We start from the raw sequence: 26,461 nt of genomic DNA on the forward strand, positions 1-26,461 counted from the left end.
AGATGTAAAGTTACGGAATTATACGCGAGTGACTTTGTCTATTCCATTGATTTTTTTAAGATTCTCCATTAACTTTTTAAGGTGCTCTTTATTTTGAACAATTACAGTGATATTTCCGTTAAAGATACCTCCGTTTGTAGTAAAGCTTATTCCTTTGATATTTACATGCATATGGTCTGAAATCTCTTTGGTAACTTCATTTACGAGACCAAATGCATCAATACCAGTAAGTCTAATATCTACTTTGTGACCTTCTGCACTAGAATCTATCCATTTTGCAGGAATTATACGATAGGCATATTTACTACGCAATGATATGGCATTTGGACAATTGTTTTTATGAACTTTTATTCCTTCGTTAATTGTAGTGAATCCAAATACTGGATCGCCAGGAATAGGATTACAGCAAACGGAAAATTTATAGTCTAGTTGTTGTTCATCAGGACCAAAAACAAGGTCGTCATATTTATTTGTAATCTCATCTCTGTCTACATCTTCTAAGGCATTAGGTTTTCTAATTTTATTTTTAAAAAAGCTTACAAACGCATTACTACGTTGAGTAGCAAACTCTTTGATCATTTTATTATCAATGGTTCCTATTCCTACTCTGTAAAAAAGATCTAAACTTGTATTTAATTTGAAATAAGAAACAAGTTCATTAATTGTTCTTTCATTGAGTTGAATTTTTTGAGATTTTAGCTTTCGCGAAAGCACTACTTTCCCTTCAGAAGCGGTTTCTTTTTTCTCGTCTTTTAATGAAGATTTTATTTTTGCTCTTGCTCTCGCAGTAGTAGCATAGTCAAGCCAGTTATTTGTTGGTTTTGCTTGATCTGATGTTATGATTTCTACTTGATCACCACTTTTTAGTTCATGGCTTAGTGGGACTAGCTTTCCATTTACTCTAGCGCCTCTAGTATGCAATCCTACTTCTGTATGTACGCTAAATGCAAAATCTAAAGGAGTTGCTCCTTTTGGTAATGATTTAAGTTCTCCTTGTGGCGTAAATACAAAGATTTCTTTATTATACAAGTTAAGTTTAAAGTTCTCTACAAAATCAACTGCATTTGTGTCAGGATTTTCTAAAGCTTCTTGTAGTTTGTTGATCCATTCGTCCAGACCATGATCACCATCATCACCTTGCTTGTATTTAAAATGAGCTGCATATCCTTTCTCTGCAATTTCATTCATACGTTCAGATCTGATTTGAACTTCTACCCATCTTCCTTTAAGTCCCATTACTGTGATGTGAAGTGCTTCATATCCAGTAGATTTAGGAGAGGAAATCCAATCTCTTAATCGCGTTGGATTAGGTCTAAAGTGATCTGTAACAATAGAGTATATTTTCCAAGCCAAAAACTTCTCATTAGCAACATCACTTTTGTATATAATTCTAATGGCAAATTTGTCGTAAATCTCTTCAAAGTTTATACCTTGATTCATGATTTTACGACGTATGCTATAGATAGATTTTGGACGCCCTTTGATCTCGTAATCAAGTCCTTCAAGGGTTAGAGAGTCATCTATTACTTTTTTAAAATCACGAATGTATTTATCTTGCTCTTCTTTACTTTCTTTTATTTTGTCTTTAATATCCTTATACACATCTGCTTCTGTGTATTTAAGACTTAAATCTTCTAATTCTGTTTTGATGTTATAAAGCCCCATTCTGTGAGCTAGAGGTGCATATATATATAATGTCTCACTTGATATTTTTACCTGTTTATCAGGTCTCATAGCATCCATCGTTTGCATGTTATGCAAACGATCTGCGATTTTAATGATAATTACTCTTGGGTCTTCATTAATGGTTAATAGCATTTTCCTAAAATTCTCTGCCTGTAAAGAGACATCTCTATCTTTCTTAAGGTTAGAAATTTTAGTAAGCCCATCTACAATACGCGCTACAGTTTCTCCAAAAATACGTTCGATATCGGCTAGTGTGTAGTCAGTATCTTCAACAACATCATGCAATAGAGCAGAGGCAATAGAGGTAGCATCTAGTCCTATCTCACTTGCAACAATTTGTGCTACAGCTAGTGGATGAAAAATATATGCCTCGCCTGATTTACGACGTTGGTCTTTATGCGCATCTACTGCAATATCAAAAGCTTTTCGGATCATCTTTTTATCCTCAGCAGTTAATGTTTGATAGCTTATACGCAGTAATTTTTTATACTGGCGAGTCAGTTCTTTCTTCTCGGCTTCTATGTACTCTTGGGTCAGTTCCATATGAATAACTAATGTACTGTTTTATATGTAATAGACAAAGCAAAAAGTGTTCCCTTGTCTATATTGTCATACCTATTGTCGTGAATTCATTGATTATTTTTTTGCTTCTATAAAAAAAGACAAGATGACTTCTCTATTTATTATCTTCGTCACCAAATTTATTGTATGAGTATATTTTATGTCCTTATTGGATTGTTATTATTGGTCGTAGGAGGTGAGTTTTTGGTACGCTCTTCAGTAGGATTATCTTTTAAGCTTAAGTTGTCAAAAATGGTCATTGGTCTTACAGTGGTTTCTTTTGCTACTTCTGCGCCAGAATTACTAGTAAGTTTACAAGCTGCTTATGATGGATTGTCTGATATCGCTCTTGGTAATGTTATAGGGTCTAATATTGCAAATATTGGATTGGTATTAGGAATCACTGCTATTATTTCTTCTTTGGCTGTAGATCGTGATTTTTACCGATTTAATTGGCCAGTGATGTTGTTATTTTCTTTTGCGTTATATTTCTTGCTAAGTAATGATAAGCAACTTACACAAATAGAAGGCATTGGGCTTGTAACTTGCCTTGTGATTTATCTTTTTGTGCTTATACGAAGAGCTCGTAAAAAGAAGGAAGTAGATGGAGATGGAGTGGATGATGGACTTGCTCAGAGCTCGTATTTTAAAATAGTTGTATGGTTGGCTATTGGAGGAACTGCTTTGTATTTTGGTTCAGAGTGGCTTGTTAAGGGAGCTACACAACTTGCAGAAGCAGTAGGAGTGAGTGATTATGTGATCTCTGTAACAGTAATTGCTATAGGGACTAGTGTGCCAGAACTGGCAGCCTCTGTTATAGCTGCGCTTAAAAAAGAGAAAGCTATTTCATTAGGAAACCTGATTGGGTCTAATATTTTTAATATTGCTTCTGTACTAGGACTTACAGCTATAGTTAAACCTATTTCTGTTGTAGATGACGCTATACTATCTACTAATATCTTCTGGATGATTGGTTTTGCAGCTATTCTTTTGCCACTTGCTTTTGTCCCTAAACGTTTACAGTTTTCTAGGTATAAAGGATTATTACTATTTGTTGCATATATCGTCTTTATAGGGCTTACGTTTTTATAGTAGTGTGCATTTTATTTTTAAAAATTGCATTCTTAAAAATAAATGATTGATTAAGGGTGTTTGATTATTTAGATTTAATGTCCCTAATAATAGAACAATGGAAGAGTTGTTTTTAGAGAAGTGGGAACTCATTTTGAAGAAGCAACTTGATCTTAAAGAGTTATTGTCCTTTATACGCTTTCGCGAAAGCGTATACATAAACATAAAAAAAAGCCTCGTCAGTAGTTATACCGATGAGGCTTTTATAATGGTTAACTAACAATTAAACATTTGCACTTTTTACCGTTTTTATGATACGGCCTGCAATTTTATATGGATCTCCGTTTGAAGCAGGACGACGATCTTCTAACCATCCTTTCCATCCGTGCTCTACAGTGATAATAGGAATACGAATAGAAGCTCCACGATCTGATACTCCGTAACTGAAATCATGAATAGATGCCGTCTCGTGAAGACCTGTTAAACGTTGGTCGTTATAAGCTCCATATACAGCGATGTGCTCTGCTGTAACTGGGCGGAAGGCTTCACATATTTTTTCATACGTTTCTTGTGAACCACAAGTACGTAATGTTGTGTTTGAGAAGTTGGCATGCATTCCAGATCCATTCCAATCTCCTTTTACTGGTTTTGGGTGATATTCTATATACCAGCCGTATTGTTCTGTAAGACGATCTAAAAGATATCGAGCTATCCAAATTTCATCTCCAGCAATTTTTGCACCTTTTGCAAATAATTGAAATTCCCATTGTCCAGAAGCAACTTCTTGGTTAATTCCTTCAAAATTAAGACCAGCAGCAATACAAAGATCTGCGTGCTCTTCTACAAAATCGCGTCCGTGTGTATTTCTACCACCTACAGAACAGTAATACATTCCTTGAGGTCCAGGATATCCACCTACAGGAAAACCTAAAGGTAATTGAGTTGCAGTATCCATAATAAAATACTCTTGCTCAAATCCAAACCAGAAATCGTTATCGTCATCATCTATGTTTGCTCTATGGTTTGACTCGTGTGCTGTACCGTCTGCATTAAGAACTTCTGTCATGACAAGAAATCCATCATTACGTTGAGGATCAGGATAAATAGCTACAGGTTTTAATAAGCAATCTGATGCTCCGCCAGATGCTTGTTTTGTAGAAGATCCGTCAAAAGACCAGATTGGACAATCTTCTAATTTACCACTAAAGTCATTTACTACTTTAGTTTTACTTCTCATGTTTTGAGTTGGTTTGTAACCATCTAACCAGATATACTCTAATTTGGACTTGCTCATAACGGCGTATTTGTTTTTAAATTACGATGCAAATATACATTTTTGATTCAAGATGCATATTTAAAATGGGGGTATTTATTAAAAATTATATATTATTTATTAACACCCCCTAAAAATTAGGGGGTCTTTTATAAAAATGCTCTTTTTTAGTAAATATCGTATATTTGCATAATAAGATGTAGTTTATCTTTAAAACAATAATAGTTATGCCAATACTTCGATTTCAAGCGTTACATGATGTACAACATCGTTCTGTAGATATTCCAAAAGAAGAAGGTCGTCGTTCTTCTTCATATAATATGAATGTATTTGGAGAACAGTCAATGCGTCAACACCTTCCAAAATCTGCTTTTGAGAATGTAGTACATGCCATAGATAAAGGACATAAAATAGATCGTATTACTGCAGATGCAGTTGCTACAGGTATGAAGACTTGGGCGTTGGATAAAGGGGCAACTCATTATACGCATTGGTTTCAGCCTCTTACAGGTGCTACAGCTGAGAAGCATGATGCTTTTTTTGAAATTACAACCGATGGACATGTCATCGAAAAATTTGATGGAGCTCAACTTGTACAACAAGAACCGGATGCTTCTAGTTTTCCAAATGGAGGAATACGTAATACATTTGAAGCTAGAGGATATACTGCTTGGGACCCTACATCTCCAGCATTTATTTATGATACAACATTATGTATACCTACTGTTTTTGTCGCATATACTGGAGAAGCATTAGATTATAAGACTCCTTTACTCAAAGCGCTTCAAGAGATTGATACGGCAGCTACAGATGTAGCTCGTTATTTTGATAAGAATGTAAGTAAAGTACAGGCAACATTAGGATGGGAGCAAGAATTCTTTCTTATCGATAGTGCATTGGCAGCAGCACGACCTGATATTACATTAACAGGAAGAACATTATTAGGTCATGCCTCGGCAAAAGGACAACAATTAGATGATCATTATTTTGGATCTATTCCTACGCGAGTACTTACTTATTTAAAAGATTTAGAACAAGAATGTTTGGTATTGGGTATTCCTATTAAAACACGACATAATGAAGTAGCTCCTAATCAATTTGAGATAGCACCCATTTTTGAAGAAGCAAATCTAGCTGTAGATCATAATTCTCTACTTATGGATATTATGGAGAAAGTGGCAGAACGTCACTATTTTAAAGTGTTATTTCATGAAAAACCGTTTGAAGGTGTTAATGGAAGCGGAAAACATAATAATTGGTCACTGGCTACAGATACAGGTGTTAATTTATTGAGTCCAGGGAGTACACCTATGAAGAATTTGCAATTTCTTACATTCTTTATTAATACAATAAAAGCGGTACAAGTGTACGAAGAATTGTTAAGAGCTTCTATAGCGAGTGCTGGTAATGATCATAGACTTGGTGCAAATGAAGCACCTCCAGGGATTCTCTCTGTATTTATAGGATCGCAATTAACGCAAGTGCTTGATGAATTAGAAAAAGTGACTGATGGTAAATTGTCTCCACAAGAAAAGACAGATTTAAAACTTAATGTTGTAGGTAAGATTCCTGAAATATTATTGGATAATACAGATCGCAATAGAACGTCTCCTTTTGCATTTACGGGGAATAAATTTGAGTTTAGAGCTGTAGGGGCAACTGCAAACTGTGCGCATCCTATGACAGTCCTTAATGCTATCGTCGCAAATCAATTAAAATCATTTAAAAAAGAAGTAGACATACTTATTAATGAGAGTTCTATGAAGAAGGATGATGCTATTTTTAATACACTTAGAGAGTATATAAAAGAGAGTAAACATATTCGCTTTGAGGGAGATGGTTACGGAGAAACTTGGGAGAAAGAAGCAAAAAAGAGGGGATTAAGTCATAATAGAAATACACCAGATGCTTTAGAAGAGAAGATTTCGTCTAGAGCAATTGCTTTGTTTGAGTCTCTAGGTATTATGAATGCTGTAGAAATACAGGCCCGTTATGAAATAGAAATTGAAGAGTATATAAAAAGGATACAAATAGAAAGCAGAGTCTTGGGTGATGTTGCTCGTAATCATATTATCCCTACCGCATTGAGATACCAAAACGTTCTTATTACAAATGTAAAAGGGTTAAAAGATATTTATGGAGATGATTATTTGTTATTAGCAAAAGAACAGATGACTATTATTAAAGAGATCTCGGCACATATAGATGCGTTACATGAATATATAACTGATATGACTGAAGCTCGTAAAAAGGCAAATCAAATGAAGTTAGTCCTTAAATCTAAGTCGTATTGTAAGAAGGTGTTACCGTATATAAATAAAATAAGACGTCACTGTGATAAATTGGAATTACTTATAGAAGATGAATTATGGCCATTACCAAAATATAGAGAGTTATTATTTATTAATTAGACGTTACCTTGTTAATATATTTGTATTTTTAAATCTTTCTTAAATTATCGTAAAACTAACAGGTGTTATTTAATTTTAAATGATATCTTTACCTGATATACAGTCTGTTAATGTCTTTTTTCTAAGATTTTAAATTATTATTCGAATACTTCTTTATTACTTTTGTTTTTTAAATTGAGTGTAACACGTAATGCTGTGTAGGAAAAAGAATACAAGCATTTCTGTCATAAAAAAACAAGATATATTTTTTCATGAAGGTTAACGCTAGTGTTTAGTAGCTTTTTAATCATTTATACTAAAAAACGTACTGTTCCTTTGATCGAAAAGTTGTGAATCCTATTTGTGAGCTAATCATATTTATATAAATTAGTATCGTATTTAGCATTTCTCCCCCATAAATACATACCTCATTTCATTTTTAATTTTAGCACAAAATACTTTTGTTGTCATGGATATTCTATGCAATAAGGATACGAGTGTCACATTTAAAGGACTTAACAGCAGTTAAAAAAAATATTTAATTAAAAACAAATCATGAAAAAATTATTAGTAAGTGCTGTTGTACTAACATTTAGTGTTGCAGTTTATGCACAAGACACAGGAGCTCAAAAAGCTGTGCAAGTAGCACAAATTCCAGGTTCTGCAGCAGGTGCAAACACGGGGGAATCCATTCAAAATGGGACAAACAATGCTGTTCAAGTCCGCCAAGCTGGTACAGAACAATCTGCATTAACAAATCAAAATGGGGATCGTAACTTGGCTCGACTCATGCAAACTGGTAACGTTAATGGTAATCAAGCCTTAAGCGGTCAATTAAACTTAGCTGAAGTAGATCAGGATGGATTTAATAACGAATCTACAACGGTACAGCAAGGAGATTTTAACAATGCATATACGAAGCAGAATAATGACGCTGGTGAAGAATCAGTAGGGAATAGAGCTCAAATTATGCAAGGGACTGCTAATCAAGCAGAGAATAATGACGCTGCTATAGAGCAAGATGGTCAAGATAACTCTGCATATACATTGCAGACTTATGATAATAGTGATGCGTGGACGATTCAAAATGGAGTAGGGAATACTTCTGAAATTAGTCAAAATGCTGGTCCAGAAGATAGTGATGGACATTTTGCAATTGTAGATCAACTCGGTGAAAATAATGAGTCTCGTATAAATCAATCAGGAGCAGATGGTGACCAAGACCGTAATACAGCTTTTACTCGTCAAGGAGGTGAAGGAAATGCTGCTGAGCAAATTCAAGTTTCTTCAGGTAGTGCTGGAGGTAATACTGCTGGTATTTTACAAGGATTTACTGGAGTTCTTCCAACGTATTCAACAGGTCAGGTTGACTTATATGATACTGTAAGTGATTTTGATACTTCTCTTGCTGGTGATGACGATGGAGCTGGTCTAACGGCTACTAATGGTGTTGCGTTTCAAACGCAAACTGGCGGTGAGAATGATGCTGTAATTGTTCAGTTTGGAGATGGTAATAATGCTGCACAATCTCAAAATGGAGATGGTAACATAGCTCAATCAATTCAAAACCTTACACCAGATGCTGGTTATGATAATGTATCAAGCCAAACACAAGTTGGAAATAATAATGCAGCAACAGTTGTTCAAAATGATAGAGAACATGTTGCCGTACATACTCAAGAAGGAAACGATAATACAATAGTATCTGCTCAAAGAGGTACTCATAATTATTCAGATGTCTTACAAGAAGGAAATGGTAGTTACGGAAGAACATTACAACACGGTAATTTCAACGTAGCTTTCCTTACTCAGAGAGATGGTCAGAGTTATAGCATCTTCCAAAACCAAAATCAATTTGGAGAAAATGGAGGTAATCAAGCGGATATTCTTCAAGAAGGACCACTTGGAACTGGTGTACAAAGAGGATTTACTCATTTCAACCCAGCAGGTGTAACAGCACCTCATAATGTTGAAGGGTTTACTTTAGCTCCTTTATACGAAGACTAATCTAGTTATTAATATAGTATCTAGTATAATATATTAATGCATAGTTAGTATTGAAACTACAAGTAGCTTATAAGTATCATAAACTATAAAACTGAAAATCAGATTTTACGATTTAAAAATGACATTTATTATTTTAAATAAAATATTTTCAAATCTGATTTTCAGTGGTTTATGTAGGAAAATCTTAATTAATAGATAACGTTTGTCTTAGAAGCTTCATTGATGACTATAAATCAGTTGTGTATTTTAAATTCTCCCTCAAAACACAATTTTTCTGATTTAACTTTTAACAATTAATAGACAACACATAATTCCTTATATAGGTGATAGTGTGTTTTTTATAATAGTATTTATTAGCCATTCAAATATTTTAATTAACTAAACCTTTTTATTATGAAAAAAATATTAATTAGCGCTGTCGTGTTGGCATTTAGCATTTCTGCTTATGCACAAGACACAGGGGCTCAGAAGGCAGTGCAAGTAGCACAGATTCCTGGATCTGCAGTAGGAGCAAATACAGGGGAATCTATTCAGAACGGAACAAACAATGCAGTTCAAGTACGTCAAGCTGGTACAGAGCAATCAGCATTAACAAATCAAAACGGAGATAGCAACTTAGCTAGGCTCATGCAAACTGGTAATGTTAACGGTAATCAATCCTTAAGTGGTCAGTTAAACTTAGCTGAAGTAGATCAGGATGGATCTAATAACGAATCTACTACCGTTCAACAAGGAGATTTTAATAATGCATATACGAGACAGAATAATGATGGCGGGGAAGAATCATTAGGAAATAGAGCTCAAATTATGCAGGGGACTGCAAATCAAGCAGAGAATAATGATGCTGCTATAGAGCAAGATGGTCAAGATAACTCTGCTTATACATTACAAACGTATGATAACAGTGATGCTTGGACTATTCAAAATGGGGTAGGAAATACTTCTGAAATTAATCAAAATGCAGGACCAGAAGATAGTCAAGGGCAATTTGCAATTGTTTCGCAAAGTGGAGAAGATAATGAATCTCGTGTTTCTCAAGATAATATTGGAGCTAGTGATGCTCGTAATGTTGCTTATACCACACAAGCAGGAAATAATAATAAAGCAGAACAAATACAAAATGCAGATGGATCTTCTGGAAATCTAGCTCAAATTAGCCAAGGCCCAGGGAATCAATTATTTCAAATTCCTTTATCTGAGCAAATTTACTTTGACACTGTTAGTTTTGATTCATCAATAACTGGAGGAAGTAATAATATTGGAGATTCCGATAATGGCGTTGCTTTTCAACACCAAACTGGTGGTGGAAATCAAGCGTTCCTAGGGCAGTATGCTTCTACAAATGATTCTAACAATGGTGCTCAAATCCAAGATGGAGAGAATAATGCAGCAACAATGATTCAAAATGCATTTGGAAGTGCGAACGGAAGTGGTAATATTGGTAGACAAGAGCAATCTGGATCTAGTAACTCGGTTGGTTTAGTGCAAAATGGAAATAATCATATGGCACTTCAGAGTCAGTGGGGGGCAGATAATACTTCAATCTCTACTCAAAGAGGAAATCATAATAGTTTAAATGTATTCCAAGAAGGAGATGGAAGTTATGCGCAAACTGTTCAACACGGAAGAAACAATGTGTCATTAATAACTCAACGTGATGGTCAAAGTTATACGATTCGTCAAAACGAAGGTGTATTTGGAGCAGGTACAGGAGGGAATCAAGCAGATATTCTTCAAGAAGGACCTTTTGGAACAGGGAGTCAAAACTCTTTTATACACGTAAATCCACAGGGTGTTACAGCGCCGCATACTGTAGGGGCGTTTATTTTAAATCCTTTGTATGAAGATTAATTTTTATAAAATGTATTTATTAACCAATTATATATCAAAATCATGAAAAAATTAATAGTAAGCGTTTTTGCTTTGGCTATTGCAACTGTTGCAATGGCTCAAGATACTGGCGCTCGTAAAGCAGTTCAGGTTGCACAAATCCCAGGATCGGCAGCAGGAGCAAATACAGGAGAGTCTATTCAGAATGGATCTAATAATGCAGTTCAAGTACGTCAAGCCGGAACTGAGCAATCTGCATTAACTAATCAAGATGGTGTTGGTAACTTAGCAAGGGTTATGCAAACTGGAGATGTTAATGGAAATGAAGCCTTAAGTGGCCAGTTAAACCTTGCAGAAGTAGAGCAAACGGGTTATAATAACCAAGCAACTTCAGTTCAAGAAGGAGATTTTAATAACTCGATGATTGATCAAAACAATGATGGAGGAGAGGAATCTTTAGGAAACAGAGCTCATATTATGCAAGGAACTGGAGATAATGCAGAAAACAATGACGCTGCGATAGAGCAAGATGGTCAAGATAACTCTGCTTATACTTTACAAACCTATGATAATAGTGATGCTTCTACAGTACAAAATGGTACAGGAAACATTTCTGAGATAGGTCAAAACGCAGGCCCAGAAGATAGTCAGGGGCAATTTGCGATTGTAAACCAATCTGGGGAGGATAATGAATCTCGTGTAGATCAAGATAATGCTGCAGGAAGTGATGCTCGTAATGTAGCGTTAACTACTCAGGTAGGTGCTCGTAATAAAGCTGAACAAATTCAAAGCGCAAATGGATCTGTTGGTAATAGAGGCCAAATAAATCAGGGTCAGGCTAGTAGTACTATCTCAGTATCTACACCTTCATTTAATAACGCGGTATTAGTAAATAATTTTGATAGTGAAGTAAACATTTTTGATGGTTCTAATTTTGGACCTTCTGAAGATGGTGTAGCTTTTCAGAATCAATCTGGAGATGGAAATGATGCTTTCATAGGTCAGACAAGTACTGGAGAAGGATCTAATAATGCAGGGCAGATGCAAACAGGTGATAATAACTCAGCTTTTGTTAGTCAAAATCTTTTTGGAGGTGGTAATGATAATGTATCTAAACAAATTCAAATGGGGAACGGGAATGCTGCTTCTGTAAATCAAAGTGGTTCTAGTCATGGATCTTTACAAGATCAATGGGGAACTGACAACACAGCAGTAACATCTCAAGGAGGAGTTCATAACAACTCAAACACTTTCCAAGAGGGTACTGCTAACTACGGTCAGACATTACAACATGGTCAAGACAACGCAGCGCTTCTTACACAAAGATCTGGGCAGAGTTACACGATTCGTCAAAACGAAGGTGTGTTTGCTCCGGGAGTAGGAGGAAATCAAGCAGATATCCTTCAAGAAGGACCAACAGGAAATGGTAATCAAAATGGATTCATTCATGTAAGTCCATGGAGTGTAACTGCTCCACATTCTGTTGGAACATTTTCATTAGCTCCGTTATACGAAGACTAAAAAATATTTAGAATAGCAGGTATGAAACTATTATTTATACCTGCTATTTATTATTATACATAGTATCAATTTACATCTGTATTAAATTCATTTTGATAAAAAATGAATTTAATAGGTTTAGGCAAATGGTTAAAATTCACTATGAAATAATAGTGAGTACGTTTTTTTTATTTTAAATTAGAGCGATGGGAAAATATAAATATATACTACTAGGACTTGCGGTTATGTTGTTTTGGAATATGACTGTTTTAGGTCAAACGTTTGAAGATGATTCTGAAGATCAAGACGTGAGTGGTGATACATCTTCATTAACAAATGAAACTATTAGTTCTCAAATACTTTTGAATCTTGGTTTTGATACATCTGTTAATCCAAGAAACCAGCAAATAACTGGGAATAGTATTTTTCTAGCTCAGATAGGAGAACTAAACATCGCTTCTATTAATTCAAATACTTCATCAAGTGAAATTCAGCTAACTCAAAGAGGAAATTCAAATTTTACAGCTTTAGATTATAGAGCAAATACAGCTATTGCCACTATAACTCAACAAGGTGATTTTAATTTGATACGAGATTTTGTAAATAATCCTACAGCTGATGTTTCTTTGGATTTAATTCAAGATGGTAATAATTTAACATTTGAACGTTTCGGGACAAATTCAATAACTAGGTCGTTACGATTTGTACAAACAGAAGCTTCTCCTACAATTATTATACGAAGTTTTCAGTAATTACTGAATGCCTTTAATGATATGCTTGTTCTATGAGATTGATTAGTTATACATATGCTAACGTATTGAAGAGGGTAATTGTATTTATAATAATCTTTCTTGTTAATACAGCGATAAGTTACAGTCAGTTTTTTAATAAAGAAATTCAGGCAAAAATATTAATCGAACGTAATAGTGAGTTTTACACTTTTCACGCAGCTGCTAGTAATAAAACCCCAACAGATTATAATCTAAAATATGACTATTCTGTTTTTAGGACAGATAAAGATAGTAATGTTGTTAAAACAAATCAATCGGATCTATTCTTTTTAAAAGGAGATGAAAAAAAAGTACTTTCTTCACTTACCGTAAATTATAGTGTTGATGATAAAATTATATTAGTATTACTAATATATGATAAAGATAATAAGCCTATTGGAAAAGACAGAATTGTTCTTGAACAAGGAGGTAAAACAAATATAAATTTAGATAAGACCACTCCAAAATCAGCATCAAGAGATGAAGCAGTAGCTCAAGATGGTTATGAAATAGACGGATTGGTTATACAAAAAACCTTAACAAAATCGGGGCGTGATTTTTTTAGGATGTTTTATAGTGAGTATTTTAACAGGCAGATACGATCTCCAAGAAATATTCTAATAAAAGAAGTTCCGGGAAGAAGAAGAAATACACTGATAACCGTTGAAATTGAAGGAAGATTGGTTTGGCAATTTTTTGCACAACCAAGAAAAGAATTTCTTACCAATATGGTTAGAATATCTCTTCAAAGAGTGTTATCTTACATCAATAGATTAGAACAGCAGAATGAACAATTTATACGTTATTAATATGAAAACTACAGTCATTACCTTACTTATTTCCTTTGTTATGACTTCCTTAAGTGCACAACAATTTGTGTATAAGCCTATTAATCCTTTTTTTGGAGGAGATACATTTAACTATCAACAGTTATTAAGCTCTGCTCAAGCACAAAATGGATTTACTGCTCCTCAAAATTCAACAGATCAATTATCTGATTTAGAGAGGTTTGGGAATAATTTAAACAATCAAATTTTAAGCCAAATATCACGAACTTTAACTCAACAGCAATTAGATTCTATCGGGGATTTGACAGAACCTGGTACGTTTACATTTGGCACGTTGGCAGTTGAAGTATTTGAAAGTTCAGAAGGACTTGTTATAAATATCTTGGATACTACAAACGGAGAAGAAACACAAGTCATAGTTCCTAATTAAGTAAGTGCTTAGTATTATAATATGCGTCATTTTAAAAAGCTAATTTTAGCATTCTCGTTAGTTATATTTAATTCCTGCGGGTCTTATTTTAATCAACCATTATTTCAAGAGCCTTCACGAGTAGGCGAATTTTCTAAATCAACTAACAAACTATTAGATCTTCCGGATGCTGCTCAAAAGTTAGAAGTAGCAGTATATAATTTTAGTGATCAAACGGGTCAGTTCAAGCCTGTTGAAAATGGAAGTACTTTTAGTACTGCTGTTACTCAGGGAAGTACTACAATTTTAATAAAGGCCTTAGAAGATTCTGGATGGTTTAAGCCTATTGAGAGAGAGAACCTTAGTAACCTTACAACAGAGCGTAATATTATAAGGAATACGAAACAAGAATATATTAAGAATTTAGATCCGAATACTCCACCACTTCCTCCTTTACTTTACGCAGGACTTATATTAGAAGGAGGTATTATATCTTATGATACTAACATTGTTACTGGAGGAGTAGGTGCAAGATATTTTGGACTTGGTGCTTCTTCTCAATATAGACAAGATAGGATTACAGTATACTTAAGAGCTGTTTCTACAACTAGTGGTGAGATTTTAAAAACTATATATGTTTCTAAAACAATATTATCTCAATCTTTAAGTGGTAACTTTTTTAGATTTGTAAAATTCCAACGCTTATTAGAAGTGGAAACTGGAATTACTCAAAGTGAGCCTGTACAAATTGCTGTAAAAGATGCTATAGAAAGAGCAGTTCATGATCTTATTATTGAAGGTGTTCAGGATCAATTATGGAGCGCTAAAGAAGGAAAAGCTGTGAATGATCAACTTGTAGCTGATTACTTAGAAGAAAAAGAATTTGAAGAATCAAAAGCTTTATATAATAGACTTTTTGTGGATAGGGATTATAAACATTCTTTAACCTTATCCGGAGGGGCTAATCTTATAGATGGTGATTTTGCTACCAAAAAACTCGGATTTTATGGGGCTGCGACCTATCAACATAACATCAATCGATTTTTTGATTTTGGAATTGACGGAGCTATTTTTGAATTAAACAATGGTGAACAATATTCAAATATATTTGCAAGCGTAGGTTTAAATGGTGTTTTTAATTTATTACCAGAAGATGATTTTGCTCCTTTTATTTTTGCAGGACCTGGCGTCGTTGTAGATGTTAGAGAGGTAGTTGATGAACAAACATTAATTGGAAGAGCATTTTTTAAATTACAATACGGAGCTGGAGTTCAATACAAATTGAATCCAAGAGTGGGAATTAAACTTTTTGCAGAACATAATGTTGTATTAAGTGATGAATTAGATTTCAGAGTCAATGGAAAAAGAGATGACTTTTACTTTAATTTTGGTATAGGTGTTAATTATAATTTCAATTGGAAAAATAAGTCCAAAGACGAAACTATAGAAGATATTAATAATGAAGATAAATAATTTTATATATAGGTTTAGTATACTACTAGTATTTGTTTTTATAGTAAGTTGTAGCGAAGATACAATTGATGAAGAGCAAACAGGAGGTTTAACGGGTACTGTTATCTCAAGTGAAGATAATATGCCATTGTTTAATGTTAAAATAACGACAAATCCATCTTCTAGTACAGTTTTTACAGATGAAAATGGTTCCTTTTCACTATTGAATATTACCATAGATAATTATTCTGTGATGGCAGAATTAGAAGGGTTTGATACTGCTTTTGAAGGTGCAGCTGTTATTTCTGATGAAATAGCAACAGTAGCATTTGAACTGGATAGATCTTCTGAAGTAAATGACCCTCCTTCTGCACCAGTATTAGTATCTCCAATTGATGGGACTGATGATATAGAAACAGAAGTAGAGTTTGTATGGAATAGTTCAATTTCAAATTCAGAATCACTTACCTATGATTTAGAACTGAGAAATGCATTTACAAATGAAATTCAAAACTTTACTGTCGAACAGGATACTACATTTACTGTATCTGATCTTAATTTAGGGGCAACATATTTTTGGCAAGTTACCGTAGATGATGGTGTAAATAGCCCTGTTTCATCTATAATAAGTGAATTTTCAACATTATCTTTTCCCTCAAACCCTTTCCTTTTTGTGAAGAAAGAAGGAGGTAATAGTGTTATATTCTCAGGGGCAGGAGCAGATGATGAGGGTAATTCTCAAGTAGATGTTAACCTATTTCAACTTACGGATAGTGCAACTAATAGTTTTAGACCTAGAAGAAACAATGAAGCTCAGCGTATTGCTTTCTTAAGAACTGTAGGAGGTGATACGCATATTTTTACGATGGATTTAACAGGTGAAAATGTACAACAGGTTACTTCTACGATACCAGTATCTGGATTTAGACAGGATGAACTTGACTTTACTTGGTCACCTAATGGTGATCGTATTATCTACCCTTTTTTTAATACATTATATAGTATCAATTCAGATGGGACTGGATTAACATCTATTTTTCAAACCACTGACGGCTCATTTATTTCTGAAGTAGATATCCAAGAATTTAATGAAGATGTAATACTTTTAAAAACAAATAATGTTACCGGATATGATGCTAGGATTTTTACCATACGAGTATCTACGGGCCTTGAAGAAACTGTCGTTTTAGAAGGATTTCCTGGTGCTGCTGGAGGAGCACAAATAAGTGCAAATGGTGACAGTATTCTTTATTCTAGAGACACATCTGGATCTGAGAATTCACAATACAGAATTTTTTCTAGTAGAATGTTTATGTATGATGTTGTAAACGATGTAAGTCAAATGCTTGCAACAGATGTAGTAACAGGCGAGAATGATTTAGACCCTAGATTTTCCCCTTCAGAAGGTGATATTATTTTTACAAGAGTTGATAGTAATACTGGTGCGATACCGTCTATATTTTTATTTGAATTAGGAGGTAACAACCCAGATGATGATCAATTATTTACGGCATCTGAAATGCCAGATTGGGAGTAAAATACTATCATGCACACATTTTAAAATAACACTAAGGCTTCTTTATTAATAAGAAGCCTTAGTGTTTTATATATCTAAAGGGTATATACTTTTTTAGTAATTGATTTGATTGTAAGATATTGTTCCCCTTTTATCTTCTGAGGCGTTTTTTTATAAGAGATTTTATTTCTTTATCCGTAGCGTATTCTAAAGGAGTAGACTCTTTCAATGTTTTTGCTTTTAGATCGGCGTTATTGTCTATTAGAAGTTCTATGACTTTTATATACTCAACACCACTTTGTATCGCTAAATGTAGCGCGGTTTCTCCATAACTATTAGTAGCATTTATAGATGCCCCTTGCTTAATTAGGAAATCAATAATGTGTAGATCTATAGCACTTATTTCTTGTATGCATAAGAGTAGGGGAGTTTCATTAGTATCATAGATGTGATTTACGTCTACACCTTCATTAATAAGCTTTTGTATACCATAGATATAGTTTACAGAAATAGCATTCCTTAACAATTCAGTAGAGGGTTTTGCGCCTGATACTATTAGATAGTCTAATATATCATCTTGCTTATAATAAATAGCATCAAGCAATCCTTCTTGTACATCAAACTCTTTTTTCTCCGAAAGGTATTTTACAACATTTAAATTTCCTTTTCTTGTAGCTATGGATAAAGATTTCTTATCTATAGAAGTGCTCTTTTCAAGAAGCATAAGAATGATCTCTTCATTTTTTGTTTCCATGGCATTCTTAAGAGCCTCATCCGCGGTTGCTCCTTTGTCAAGTAAATAAGATGTAATATCAATGTTTGCTGTTTCGGCAGCTACTTCAATGGCATTATTTACATCTGCATTTCCTTCTTCTATAAGTACTTTTGATAATTCAAGATTTTCTCCTTTTACAGCATTTTCAATTAATTTTGGGTCTATTGTTTCTGCTCCTTTAGATATTAAATATTGTACAATAGGTATGTTTTCTACTCTTACAGCAGTTTCTATGCCCTCACTTGGATCTCCATCGTTATTAATTAATAGTGTCACCATTTCTAAGTTTTCATTTTCTATGGCAATTGGAACAACACTATTTGTAGTAGCTATCTCTGTCTTTTTTGATAACACCAATTTTGTGAATTCTAAGTTGTCATCTTTTACAGATTCTTGTAATGCTACCTCGTACGATCCTCCATATGTCGTAAGTACGTCATTAAAGAGTTGAATATCTTCTCTTTTTATAGCATATGAAAATGCAGGCTCTGGGATCGCTTTATTTTTTAAAGCAACTTCAATAGCGGGTTTGTTGTCTTTCTCTATAGCATATTCTAAAGCTTTTGATGGTTCTCCTCCATTTTTTAATCCCATATCTAGGATTGCTATATTCTCATTGTCAATAGCTACATTGACTGCTGTATTGGTATTGATTTTTGCCTCTTTATCGATAAAGTATTCAAAAAGAGAAGTATCATTTATTGAAGCTGCTACTTCTAGGGATTCGTTAGTTGCTTCTGTAACAGAGATGATGGCATTTTTGAGTTGAATATTATCTGTTTCTGTTGCTTTTGATAACATAGAGGCATCTGCTGTGGCACCCATAGCTATAAATTGTGAAGCTAGTTCTGTATCATCATTTTCTATAGCGAGTAATAATTCGTCTTTGCCAGCTTCAAAAACATCGTATTCTTCATTCATTAACGCTTTTACAGTAGGGTAGTAGCGTAGTCGTAATGCAAATGCAAGATCATTATTACGAGGTTGCGCGCCCTCTCTAAAAAGAGCATAAATGACAGGAGCGGTTTTATAAGCAACCGCCTTATAAATCATGTTATTTTTTGGAATAGCACCCCTTTCTAAAAGTATAAGCGCATATTCTGGATTAAAATTATCTCGTTCAAATAAAATATCAAGATCTCTTGTAGTCGCTACAACTCCTTGATCTAAAATGTAGTTAAGAATAGTTGTAGGTTGTTTGTTTACGATAATCGCTTCTATGAGACCTTGCGAACTCAAATTTGCATTCCTTAAAAAAAGTTCTTCGAGCCTTTTCATATTTCCTGTCGTAGCAGCAGCAACCAATTCAGAATCTATGACGTAATTGTATTGTGTATTTGTGTTTTTGAGAAGATCGGTTTCTCTTACAAGTTCCATAGTATATACAACCTCATATATATGATCATCTACAGAGGTAAGGGTTATTGTTTTTTGAACTCTGTTTAAAAGAGCATCTTTATAATACGTTTTTGCTTCTTCAGAACCTGCTACTCGTAATCTTTTACGATCCTTACTTTTGAATAACTTCTTCGTATCATCCCAGACACTCATATATCCATAGGTAATATCTTCGGGTTTGATTGTAACAATCACATTCTTATCTAGGGTGACGACTTCATCAGTAATAAGTGTTTCTAAGCGTAGTCCTCCTTGTTCTATAAGTGGTTTTGTATGTAAGAGCGCTTCGTCTTTAGAAAAACCTCCAAAAAAGATATCACCCGTATAATCATTACCATCTGTTTTTACAGGACCCATACTCTTTTTTACAAAACTTGTGATTTCTTGTTTGAATCTAAGCGAGTATTTTTTAAAAAAGGAATTATCTTCTTTTTTACTTACTAGCTTACGCGCACTTTGAATTGCAATAGCTGTGATACTATCAAGTAGTTGAATCTTTTCAGATTTATTTTCTACGTTTGGTAAAGGCAATGATCGTAAAATTTCTACCGTAGGAGTCATTCTTACTTCAATAGGGTATTGTGTTTTTTGAGACACTGTTTGCTCCCATGAAGTAAACCAAGTCTTATTTGCATCACCACCTATACTATAAGACCTTCCTTTTTTTGCATTTATATAAGGATCGTTATCCTCCAAGTCTAATTGCTTTTGAGTAATATCTGCGATTACTTTTTCTTTAAAATCATCTTTATCATATGGAGAGTAAATAAAATCATTTTTTGCAATAGAGTTTTGTAATATAAATACACCTCCATAGGCTACTTCTTGAGCAATATGGGTTCCGTATCTAGCAATAAAACCATTGGGAGTGATATCGCGCCCTAGTCTATTAAAATCTTCTATAAATGCACTATCCAGTTGGATATTTTTTGTTGGAAGTAATGCAGTCTCTGTCCCAATTTTCTTTTTGGTATATACCATAAGCACAGCAGTACTTTCTGGAGTATCATACAATTTATAATGTGCTTTGCTATTGTGTGCTATATAAGGATAGTTTACAGTATCTGTTTCTAAGACTTTTGTTTCAAATTCTTGAGAGTTTGTAACAAATAAGTAGTTTTCAGGAAAATGTTGTTTGTTTGTAGTGCGTATAGCTGCCCCTTGTATAATCGCTTTTCCCTTTGAAGAATTACCCCAATCTAGTGGGTCTATATATCGTATATCAAACCCATGACCTAATACATCACTATTGGATTGGCTGTATATATTTCCCGTAATAAATACTAAAAATAGTATCGTTACTATTTTGATTAAACAAGTTAGTTTCAAATGATTTGCTTTTGTCTGTACTTATGGGGGAGATATCAAGTACTACAAAGTACATAAAAAGATAGTTTTATAATTTGTTTTTAGATGTAATAATCGATAATCTATTCATAACACGTGGTGTTGTGATAATGGAGTAAGAAATTTCATTCATTATGTATAACTTTATACGCTTTCGCGAAAGCGTATACCTCAAAAATCTACGAATTATACTTATTTTTGCTACTTCGAAAACAACCTATGAGCCAAGATATTTCAAAACGTTATGCGCTACGAGGCGTATCTGCTGGAAAAGAAGATGTACACAATGCGATTAAAAACGTAGACAAAGGATTATTTCCTAAAGCCTTCTGTAAAATTGTACCAGATTCCTTGACGGGAGATGATGATTATTGTTTAGTTATGCATGCAGATGGAGCTGGAACAAAATCGGCGTTAGCATATATGTATTGGAAAGAAACAGGTGATCTATCTGTTTGGAAAGGAATTGCACAAGATGCTTTGATTATGAATGTAGACGACTTACTTTGTGTAGGAGCTACCGATAGGATCATGCTTTCATCTACCATAGGACGAAATAAAAATGTAATTCCAGGTGAGGTAATTTCGGCGATTATTAATGGAACCGAAGAATTACTCGAGGATCTAAAATCTTTTGGAGTAACGATACACTCTACAGGAGGAGAGACGGCAGATGTAGGTGATCTTGTTCGTACTATTATTGTAGACTCTACTGTAACGGCACGTATGAAGCGTAGTGATGTGATAGATAATGCAAATATCAAACCTGGTGATGTGATTGTAGGGCTTGCCTCTTTTGGACAAGCAACCTATGAAACAGAGTATAATGGAGGGATGGGAAGTAATGGTTTAACATCGGCAAGACACGATGTATTTGATAATTATTTAGCTCAAAAATTCCCAGAAAGCTTTGATGCTGCTGTACCAAGTGATCTTGTATATAGCGGATCAAAAAAATTAACAGACACTGTTGAAAATAGCCCTGTTAATGCAGGGAAACTCGTACTTTCTCCTACACGAACGTATGCGCCAATTATAAAAACAATACTCTCTAAGTACGATGCTACCGATATCCACGGAATGGTGCATTGTAGTGGAGGCGCACAAACGAAGATTCTACACTTTGTAGAAGATTTACATATTATCAAAGACAACCTTTTTGATGTTCCACCTTTATTTGACCTTATTCAAAAAGAAAGCGGTACTGATTGGAAAGAAATGTATCAAGTCTTTAATATGGGACACCGTATGGAGATTTATTGTAATGAAACGATTGCGAAGGAGTTGATAGCTATTTCTGAGTCTTTTGATGTACCTGCTCAGATTGTGGGAAGAGTAGAAGCGAGTGATGAAGGGAAGAAACTTACCATAACAAGTGATAAAGGGGAGTTTGAGTACTAATTTATTTTCTATATAATAGGAAATCATATAATGTCTAAAAATAAAAAATCCTTTAAAATTAGCTTTAAAGGATTTTTTATTTAATAATAGTTAGCCTAATTAGAAAGATTCACATAATGTAATTTTAGATAGTTATTAGACATGTGAATACGACCTATTTGAATTACAAATTAAAAAAGACATGTGCCTACTGGGAAGGGTGTTTCGGTGAAAAATTGACAAACACCGCAAGCACAATCATTATCATCTCCACATATTCCTTGTTCACAACCACCCCAAAATCCTCCAGTTATTGCTTTTTGTTCAACCTTACTTAATGACTTGACTCCTTTGATTCTTTTAATTTTTGTAAACATATTTGTAGTATTTGAAAGTTAGTAATATCTTAAATATAAGAATATTCTTACAATTTATTTCATAGGCAATGTATTTTAACATATATATTCATAAATGTAATATGCATATTACTAGTATAATAGAGCCTAATAGCATGAAGACCATAAAAATGGTATTCTTATTTTCTTTATTTTGTAAATGACTCATTGTAACACTTACATCATTTTCTGGTCTATTAACTGTAGACTATCAAAACACCTATGAAAAAAGCAATCATCTTTCTGATCTTATGTTGTATTTCTCTAACGCTTCAAGCACAACAGTCTACCGTAGTTCAAGACACCATTCCTTTTAGAAATGATTTAGGAATCATCATCATTCCCATGACATTTAATGGTGTAGAAAAACAATTTGCGTTTGATACAGGAGCTCAAGTTACACTCGCTTTCTCTTGGGCAAAAGACGAATTAAAATCTACCTCAAAGAAAATAAATCTTACCTCGTCTAATGGCTCTAAAACCAAATTACGTTATTACAAAAGTGGTATAATTAATCTAGGTAGTAGAGAGATTAAAAAACATAGAATCTTACGAACAAACGACAGTGACATCTTTTCTTGTTATAATATAGATGGTGTGTTAGGGGTTGATATCACCCAACATTTTAATTGGACAATCGATTTTAAAAAGAAGATACTTATTATGTCCCCTTCTGATTTTTATCCAGACGAAGTAAAAGAAATGCATGCCTTGGATTTTGATTATAAAAATACCCGACCATCAGTTTTTATGGAAATGAATGGTAAGAAAATCCAGTTTTTATTGGATACGGGCGCTCGAGATTCTGATGTCAAGAAGAGTCAGTATCGATTTATTCATCTAGATGAATATCCAAAAACCAAGTTTTATAGTGGTTTTTACGATTTTAATGGAACATTAACAAAGACAGAATCTACAACAGTATTACTTCCAGAAATAAAATCAGGAGAGGTTACTATTACACCAGCGGTAGATTATGGGAAACAAACGACAAAAATTGGGAATAGCCTATGGAAAGATAAACGCTTGTTTTTAAGTTTAAAAAACGACGAGCTATATGTTTCTGATAGTTCTATTAAGGATGACTCTTGGAGTTATGATTGTGCTGCGGTTATCAAAGATGGAAAAATGGTTGTGTTTCTTATCCGAGAAGGAAGTGAAGCATGGAAACGCGGAGTACGACGAGGTGATCAAATTAAAGCGATAAACGGTAAAGTATTTACAGACTTTTGTTCTCTTAATAAATATCAAGGTCAGTTGAAGAAGGAGAATAAGGATATTGAGTTTGAATTTGTTAATGGAGAAAAGTTAACTGTTCAAAGAAAACGATTGTTTATGAATCCTAAAAAATAAATTTTAAACATTTCCAATCCTTCTCAGGTTTATCTGAAATAATATGCGCAATTTGTACTGAATCAAAAACACGAACTTTATTTTTATCTGCAAATTTCTTTGCCGGATTTGTAAATCCATTGTGACTAAAAACTATAAGGTGAATAGCATTGTGTTTTATATCTAAATATTCTAGTTCATCAAATCTAATAAATAAAGAATCTCCAACTAATTTTCTAATTACAGGGGTATCAATAGCTGTTGCAAAATATTTTACTTGAACAAGTAAATATATTTCTTCATTAAATATTAAATTAGTAATATCATCCTTAAAATTAGTTTTGTAACTCCCTTTTATATCAATGCCTTTATCATTTGAAATAGCAGTAGATTCGCAGCTTATCCCTAAATCTTCAAGAAAAAGTTTGCAAAATTTTTCATAAATAACACCTTTATTCTTTTTTTCATTATTAAAGCTATTAATAAAACTAATTACTTCATCATATTTTTTATCAATTATAGTATTATTATGTCGCTTTTGAATGTAGAATCCATCATATTCCTCAAAAATTTCAATTTTACTAAAAGTATTGTTATAGGAAATAGTACTCTGAATTTCTCTTATCAACTTATTATAAGAACTAGTTCTAGGGTCTCCCAACTCATTTATTAAAACATCTTCATCAACACTTAATTTTGAACTATATAAAATATCCTCTATTATCAAATCGTCAATGCGCTTCTTTCCATTCCAAGAACAAGTTATTATTAAATTAACAATGGATTTAATCTTTTTTATTTTCACTATGATTCAAGGACATTAATATGCTTCTTTATTTTGGACTTTATAGACTTTAGTTTACCTGATAATTCAGATGCCCATTCAGCCATATTGGGGAAATTAGAAACTTTATTTAAAATTTCATCTAACTCTTTATTCCAATAGTCTTTATCTGAAACTTCTGTTTTTTTCTTTTTAGATATAAGCGTTATATCATTTTCATCACTTAATAAATCATTTATGATATCATTTAGTTTTTCTGATGTATCATTTTCTTTTATTATTTCATGCATTATATCTCTAAATAACTTAGTGTTTATACCACTACGTATAGCATTATTAATCAAGTCCGGGATATTTGCAAGTATTTCAGAATAATTTTCTTCAGTATTTTCAATATCTAAAAACTCATTAGTGTCACTTGCTAATCCTATTGAAGATCTAGTGAGAATATTTTTATCAAAAGCTTCTAGATACCCCCAGTTTGCTTCAGCTATTGTTTCTGAAATTTCCGATATTTTACAATAAATTCTATACCTGATAATTGAATCTCTAACTTCTTTAACTCCTATTCCTAATTCATTAGAGATTTGTTTATAAAGTTCAGCAGGTTTTTTTGTACCCTTAATGTCTTCATATAAAATTGATAAATGTTTAGCTTTTGATATTGGTTTCCACTCTTTAACAACAGTAACGTTAGCTATTCCTTGTGTTATTCTAACTTGCTTATTAAAACTTTCAATTGATTCACCGTCTTCTTTATGAGCTAATAAAATAGGAATTTTAGTTTCATCTAGATAATCATTTATTTTTCCAGATTTCAAACATGCAAGCCTAGTGTTTCCTTCAATTGTTACATATTGATGATCATCTTTTTTGTTTATTTGATCAGATTTTTCGTGTGTTTCAATTTTTTGAATAACAATTCTGTTTACCCATTTGATATCTTCTTGTAAACTCCGCAATAATTCTTTAGAAGATCTAGACTCTAGCATAAACTCTATTAGTTCTTGTTGACTAACTTTTTTTGCATTTACAAATCTTGGATTATATTGATCAATCATTATCTCTTTTATAGCAACTTCTTTCGGTATAAGCTTCATATTGTATATTTATGAAATATATTGTAAATATTTGATTTACAATATAGTGAATTGCATAAAATTGATTTGGGTTCTAGATGGACATTTTAAATTTTCACCCAAGAGGTATACTTCTTTTGCAGTTTTTCTAACTTAGGATGAATGTATCTTGTACAAAAAGGAGCATCAGGATTTCTTTTAAAATAATCTAAAAAAGATTCATCATTCAGTTTAAATGTAACCAAGGGGAGTGCTTTGGTAATAATAGGCTCTGGAAATTGAGGTTGTAGGGTGGGTATCGCTTTCGCGAAAGCGGACTCTTGCTCCTCCTTAAACCAATACATAGCCGATCTGTATTTGGTTCTAAAACTGTGATTACTTGTTGCTTTATGTGTATGAAGATGTACCTCAAGAAGTTGTTCAAGGCTTATTATTGTGGTATCATAATGAACAATAACCCCTTCTGAGAATGAATCATAAGGCGCTTTTGAAGTAATAAATCCTTGCTCGACACGAAGTACACCTTTTATTGTTTGAAAGACTGCTTCAGTACACCAGTGACATCCACCTCCAAATGCTATTTTATCTTGTGTTTTTATAGAAAATGTAATTTTGTAAATGTTTAGAATTCTAAAATAGAAAACAAACAATCTATTGTTAACAAAAGCAATGATACGCAAAGAAAATATCAATTGAAAATCGTAAATTCGCCTCAAGC

19 protein-coding genes are annotated in these 26,461 nt (G+C 33.4%); 12 read left to right on the top strand and 7 right to left on the bottom strand.

Annotated features, from left to right (window positions below; translation table 11 throughout):
• Positions 1 to 18 precede the first annotated feature (18 nt).
• A complete protein-coding gene (locus ABJD27_RS17765; RefSeq protein WP_348166627.1) occupies positions 19 to 2,223 on the bottom strand; it encodes a RelA/SpoT family protein in 2,205 nt (734 codons plus the stop codon).
• A gap of 171 nt (positions 2,224 to 2,394) precedes the next feature.
• Between ABJD27_RS17765 and ABJD27_RS17770 the strand changes: the two genes are divergently transcribed.
• Positions 2,395 to 3,339 carry a calcium/sodium antiporter gene (locus ABJD27_RS17770; protein ID WP_348166540.1) on the top strand — a complete coding sequence of 315 codons (945 nt, stop codon included), beginning with the start codon at positions 2,395 to 2,397 and terminating at the stop codon, positions 3,337 to 3,339.
• Between the two features lie 262 nt (positions 3,340 to 3,601).
• On the opposite strand, the gene ABJD27_RS17775 is transcribed toward ABJD27_RS17770, so the two are convergent.
• Entirely contained in the window at positions 3,602 to 4,612 is a 1,011-nt protein-coding gene (locus ABJD27_RS17775; protein WP_348166543.1) for a glutamine synthetase beta-grasp domain-containing protein, read from the bottom strand.
• Positions 4,613 to 4,818: 206 nt separating this feature from the next.
• On the opposite strand from ABJD27_RS17775, the gene ABJD27_RS17780 reads away from it, so the two are divergent.
• The 9 genes from ABJD27_RS17780 (at position 4,819) to ABJD27_RS17820 (ending at position 17,274) form a co-directional block, all read left to right on the top strand.
• Positions 4,819 to 7,002: a glutamine synthetase III gene (locus ABJD27_RS17780; RefSeq protein ID WP_348166546.1), complete on the top strand. Its 2,184-nt coding sequence runs from the start codon at positions 4,819 to 4,821 to the stop codon at positions 7,000 to 7,002.
• A gap of 534 nt (positions 7,003 to 7,536) precedes the next feature.
• The gene (locus ABJD27_RS17785; RefSeq protein WP_348166549.1) at positions 7,537 to 8,988 is read left to right on the top strand and encodes a hypothetical protein; all 1,452 of its coding nucleotides are present in this window, start codon (positions 7,537 to 7,539) and stop codon (positions 8,986 to 8,988) included.
• 393 nt (positions 8,989 to 9,381) lie between these two features.
• The gene (locus ABJD27_RS17790) at positions 9,382 to 10,839 is read left to right on the top strand and encodes a curlin (protein ID WP_348166552.1); all 1,458 of its coding nucleotides are present in this window, start codon (positions 9,382 to 9,384) and stop codon (positions 10,837 to 10,839) included.
• A gap of 42 nt (positions 10,840 to 10,881) precedes the next feature.
• On the top strand, positions 10,882 to 12,339 hold the full coding sequence (locus ABJD27_RS17795; protein ID WP_348166555.1) for a hypothetical protein: 1,458 nt from the start codon (positions 10,882 to 10,884) through the stop codon (positions 12,337 to 12,339).
• Positions 12,340 to 12,524: 185 nt separating this feature from the next.
• Positions 12,525 to 13,070 (top strand): hypothetical protein, encoded by a 546-nt coding sequence (locus ABJD27_RS17800; protein WP_348166558.1) that lies wholly within the window; start codon positions 12,525 to 12,527, stop codon positions 13,068 to 13,070.
• A gap of 32 nt (positions 13,071 to 13,102) precedes the next feature.
• Positions 13,103 to 13,897, top strand: a complete 795-nt coding sequence (locus ABJD27_RS17805; RefSeq protein ID WP_348166561.1) for a CsgE family curli-type amyloid fiber assembly protein — start codon at positions 13,103 to 13,105, stop codon at positions 13,895 to 13,897.
• Position 13,898: 1 nt separating this feature from the next.
• A complete protein-coding gene (locus ABJD27_RS17810) occupies positions 13,899 to 14,306 on the top strand; it encodes a curli assembly protein CsgF (RefSeq protein WP_348166564.1) in 408 nt (135 codons plus the stop codon).
• Between the two features lie 21 nt (positions 14,307 to 14,327).
• Positions 14,328 to 15,758, top strand: coding sequence for a CsgG/HfaB family protein (locus ABJD27_RS17815; RefSeq protein ID WP_348166567.1), 1,431 nt, complete (start codon positions 14,328 to 14,330; stop codon positions 15,756 to 15,758).
• Positions 15,745 to 17,274, top strand: a complete 1,530-nt coding sequence (locus ABJD27_RS17820; RefSeq protein WP_348166570.1) for a carboxypeptidase regulatory-like domain-containing protein — start codon at positions 15,745 to 15,747, stop codon at positions 17,272 to 17,274. The genes ABJD27_RS17815 and ABJD27_RS17820 overlap by 14 nt, the downstream gene beginning before the upstream one ends.
• Before the next feature lie 130 nt (positions 17,275 to 17,404).
• Here the strand turns inward: ABJD27_RS17820 and ABJD27_RS17825 are convergent, their stop codons facing one another.
• The gene (locus ABJD27_RS17825) at positions 17,405 to 20,755 is read right to left on the bottom strand and encodes an ankyrin repeat domain-containing protein (protein WP_348166572.1); all 3,351 of its coding nucleotides are present in this window, start codon (positions 20,753 to 20,755) and stop codon (positions 17,405 to 17,407) included.
• Positions 20,756 to 20,992: 237 nt separating this feature from the next.
• Here ABJD27_RS17825 and ABJD27_RS17830 point away from each other — a divergent pair, with 237 nt between their 5' ends.
• Complete coding sequence (locus ABJD27_RS17830) at positions 20,993 to 22,174, top strand: AIR synthase related protein (protein ID WP_348166574.1); 1,182 nt, start codon at positions 20,993 to 20,995, stop codon at positions 22,172 to 22,174.
• 170 nt (positions 22,175 to 22,344) lie between these two features.
• Here ABJD27_RS17830 and ABJD27_RS17835 read toward each other — a convergent pair whose 3' ends face one another.
• A complete protein-coding gene (locus ABJD27_RS17835) occupies positions 22,345 to 22,530 on the bottom strand; it encodes a hypothetical protein (RefSeq protein ID WP_348166576.1) in 186 nt (61 codons plus the stop codon).
• Between the two features lie 240 nt (positions 22,531 to 22,770).
• Here ABJD27_RS17835 and ABJD27_RS17840 point away from each other — a divergent pair, with 240 nt between their 5' ends.
• Positions 22,771 to 23,901: an aspartyl protease family protein gene (locus ABJD27_RS17840; protein ID WP_348166578.1), complete on the top strand. Its 1,131-nt coding sequence runs from the start codon at positions 22,771 to 22,773 to the stop codon at positions 23,899 to 23,901.
• Here ABJD27_RS17840 and ABJD27_RS17845 read toward each other — a convergent pair.
• From ABJD27_RS17845 to ABJD27_RS17855, 3 genes are all read right to left on the bottom strand, one after another.
• Entirely contained in the window at positions 23,891 to 24,685 is a 795-nt protein-coding gene (locus tag ABJD27_RS17845; protein WP_348166580.1) for a restriction endonuclease, read from the bottom strand. The two genes, ABJD27_RS17840 and ABJD27_RS17845, sit on opposite strands and share 11 nt — an antisense overlap.
• A complete protein-coding gene (locus tag ABJD27_RS17850) occupies positions 24,685 to 25,764 on the bottom strand; it encodes a hypothetical protein (protein WP_348166582.1) in 1,080 nt (359 codons plus the stop codon). The genes ABJD27_RS17845 and ABJD27_RS17850 overlap by 1 nt, the downstream gene beginning before the upstream one ends.
• Positions 25,765 to 25,850: 86 nt before the next feature.
• Positions 25,851 to 26,459: a peptide-methionine (S)-S-oxide reductase gene (locus tag ABJD27_RS17855; protein WP_348166585.1), complete on the bottom strand. Its 609-nt coding sequence runs from the start codon at positions 26,457 to 26,459 to the stop codon at positions 25,851 to 25,853.
• Between the last annotated feature and the right edge of the window lie 2 nt (positions 26,460 to 26,461).

The organism is Dokdonia sp. (assembly GCF_039945015.1).
In the GTDB taxonomy this organism is placed as follows: Bacteria; Bacteroidota; Bacteroidia; order Flavobacteriales; family Flavobacteriaceae; genus Dokdonia.

Excerpts from the sequence above, each read along its gene's own strand:
- ABJD27_RS17770 (WP_348166540.1), top strand. The coding sequence starts at position 2,395 with ATGAGTATATTTTATGTCCTTATTGGATTGTTATTATTGGTCGTAGGA.
- ABJD27_RS17775 (WP_348166543.1), bottom strand. The coding sequence starts at position 4,612 with ATGAGCAAGTCCAAATTAGAGTATATCTGGTTAGATGGTTACAAACCA.
- ABJD27_RS17780 (WP_348166546.1), top strand. The coding sequence starts at position 4,819 with ATGCCAATACTTCGATTTCAAGCGTTACATGATGTACAACATCGTTCT.
- ABJD27_RS17785 (WP_348166549.1), top strand. The coding sequence starts at position 7,537 with ATGAAAAAATTATTAGTAAGTGCTGTTGTACTAACATTTAGTGTTGCA.
- ABJD27_RS17790 (WP_348166552.1), top strand. The coding sequence starts at position 9,382 with ATGAAAAAAATATTAATTAGCGCTGTCGTGTTGGCATTTAGCATTTCT.
- ABJD27_RS17795 (WP_348166555.1), top strand. The coding sequence starts at position 10,882 with ATGAAAAAATTAATAGTAAGCGTTTTTGCTTTGGCTATTGCAACTGTT.
- ABJD27_RS17800 (WP_348166558.1), top strand. The coding sequence starts at position 12,525 with ATGGGAAAATATAAATATATACTACTAGGACTTGCGGTTATGTTGTTT.
- ABJD27_RS17805 (WP_348166561.1), top strand. The coding sequence starts at position 13,103 with ATGAGATTGATTAGTTATACATATGCTAACGTATTGAAGAGGGTAATT.
- ABJD27_RS17810 (WP_348166564.1), top strand. The coding sequence starts at position 13,899 with ATGAAAACTACAGTCATTACCTTACTTATTTCCTTTGTTATGACTTCC.
- ABJD27_RS17815 (WP_348166567.1), top strand. The coding sequence starts at position 14,328 with ATGCGTCATTTTAAAAAGCTAATTTTAGCATTCTCGTTAGTTATATTT.
- ABJD27_RS17820 (WP_348166570.1), top strand. The coding sequence starts at position 15,745 with ATGAAGATAAATAATTTTATATATAGGTTTAGTATACTACTAGTATTT.
- ABJD27_RS17830 (WP_348166574.1), top strand. The coding sequence starts at position 20,993 with ATGAGCCAAGATATTTCAAAACGTTATGCGCTACGAGGCGTATCTGCT.
- ABJD27_RS17835 (WP_348166576.1), bottom strand. The coding sequence starts at position 22,530 with ATGTTTACAAAAATTAAAAGAATCAAAGGAGTCAAGTCATTAAGTAAG.
- ABJD27_RS17840 (WP_348166578.1), top strand. The coding sequence starts at position 22,771 with ATGAAAAAAGCAATCATCTTTCTGATCTTATGTTGTATTTCTCTAACG.
- ABJD27_RS17850 (WP_348166582.1), bottom strand. The coding sequence starts at position 25,764 with ATGAAGCTTATACCGAAAGAAGTTGCTATAAAAGAGATAATGATTGAT.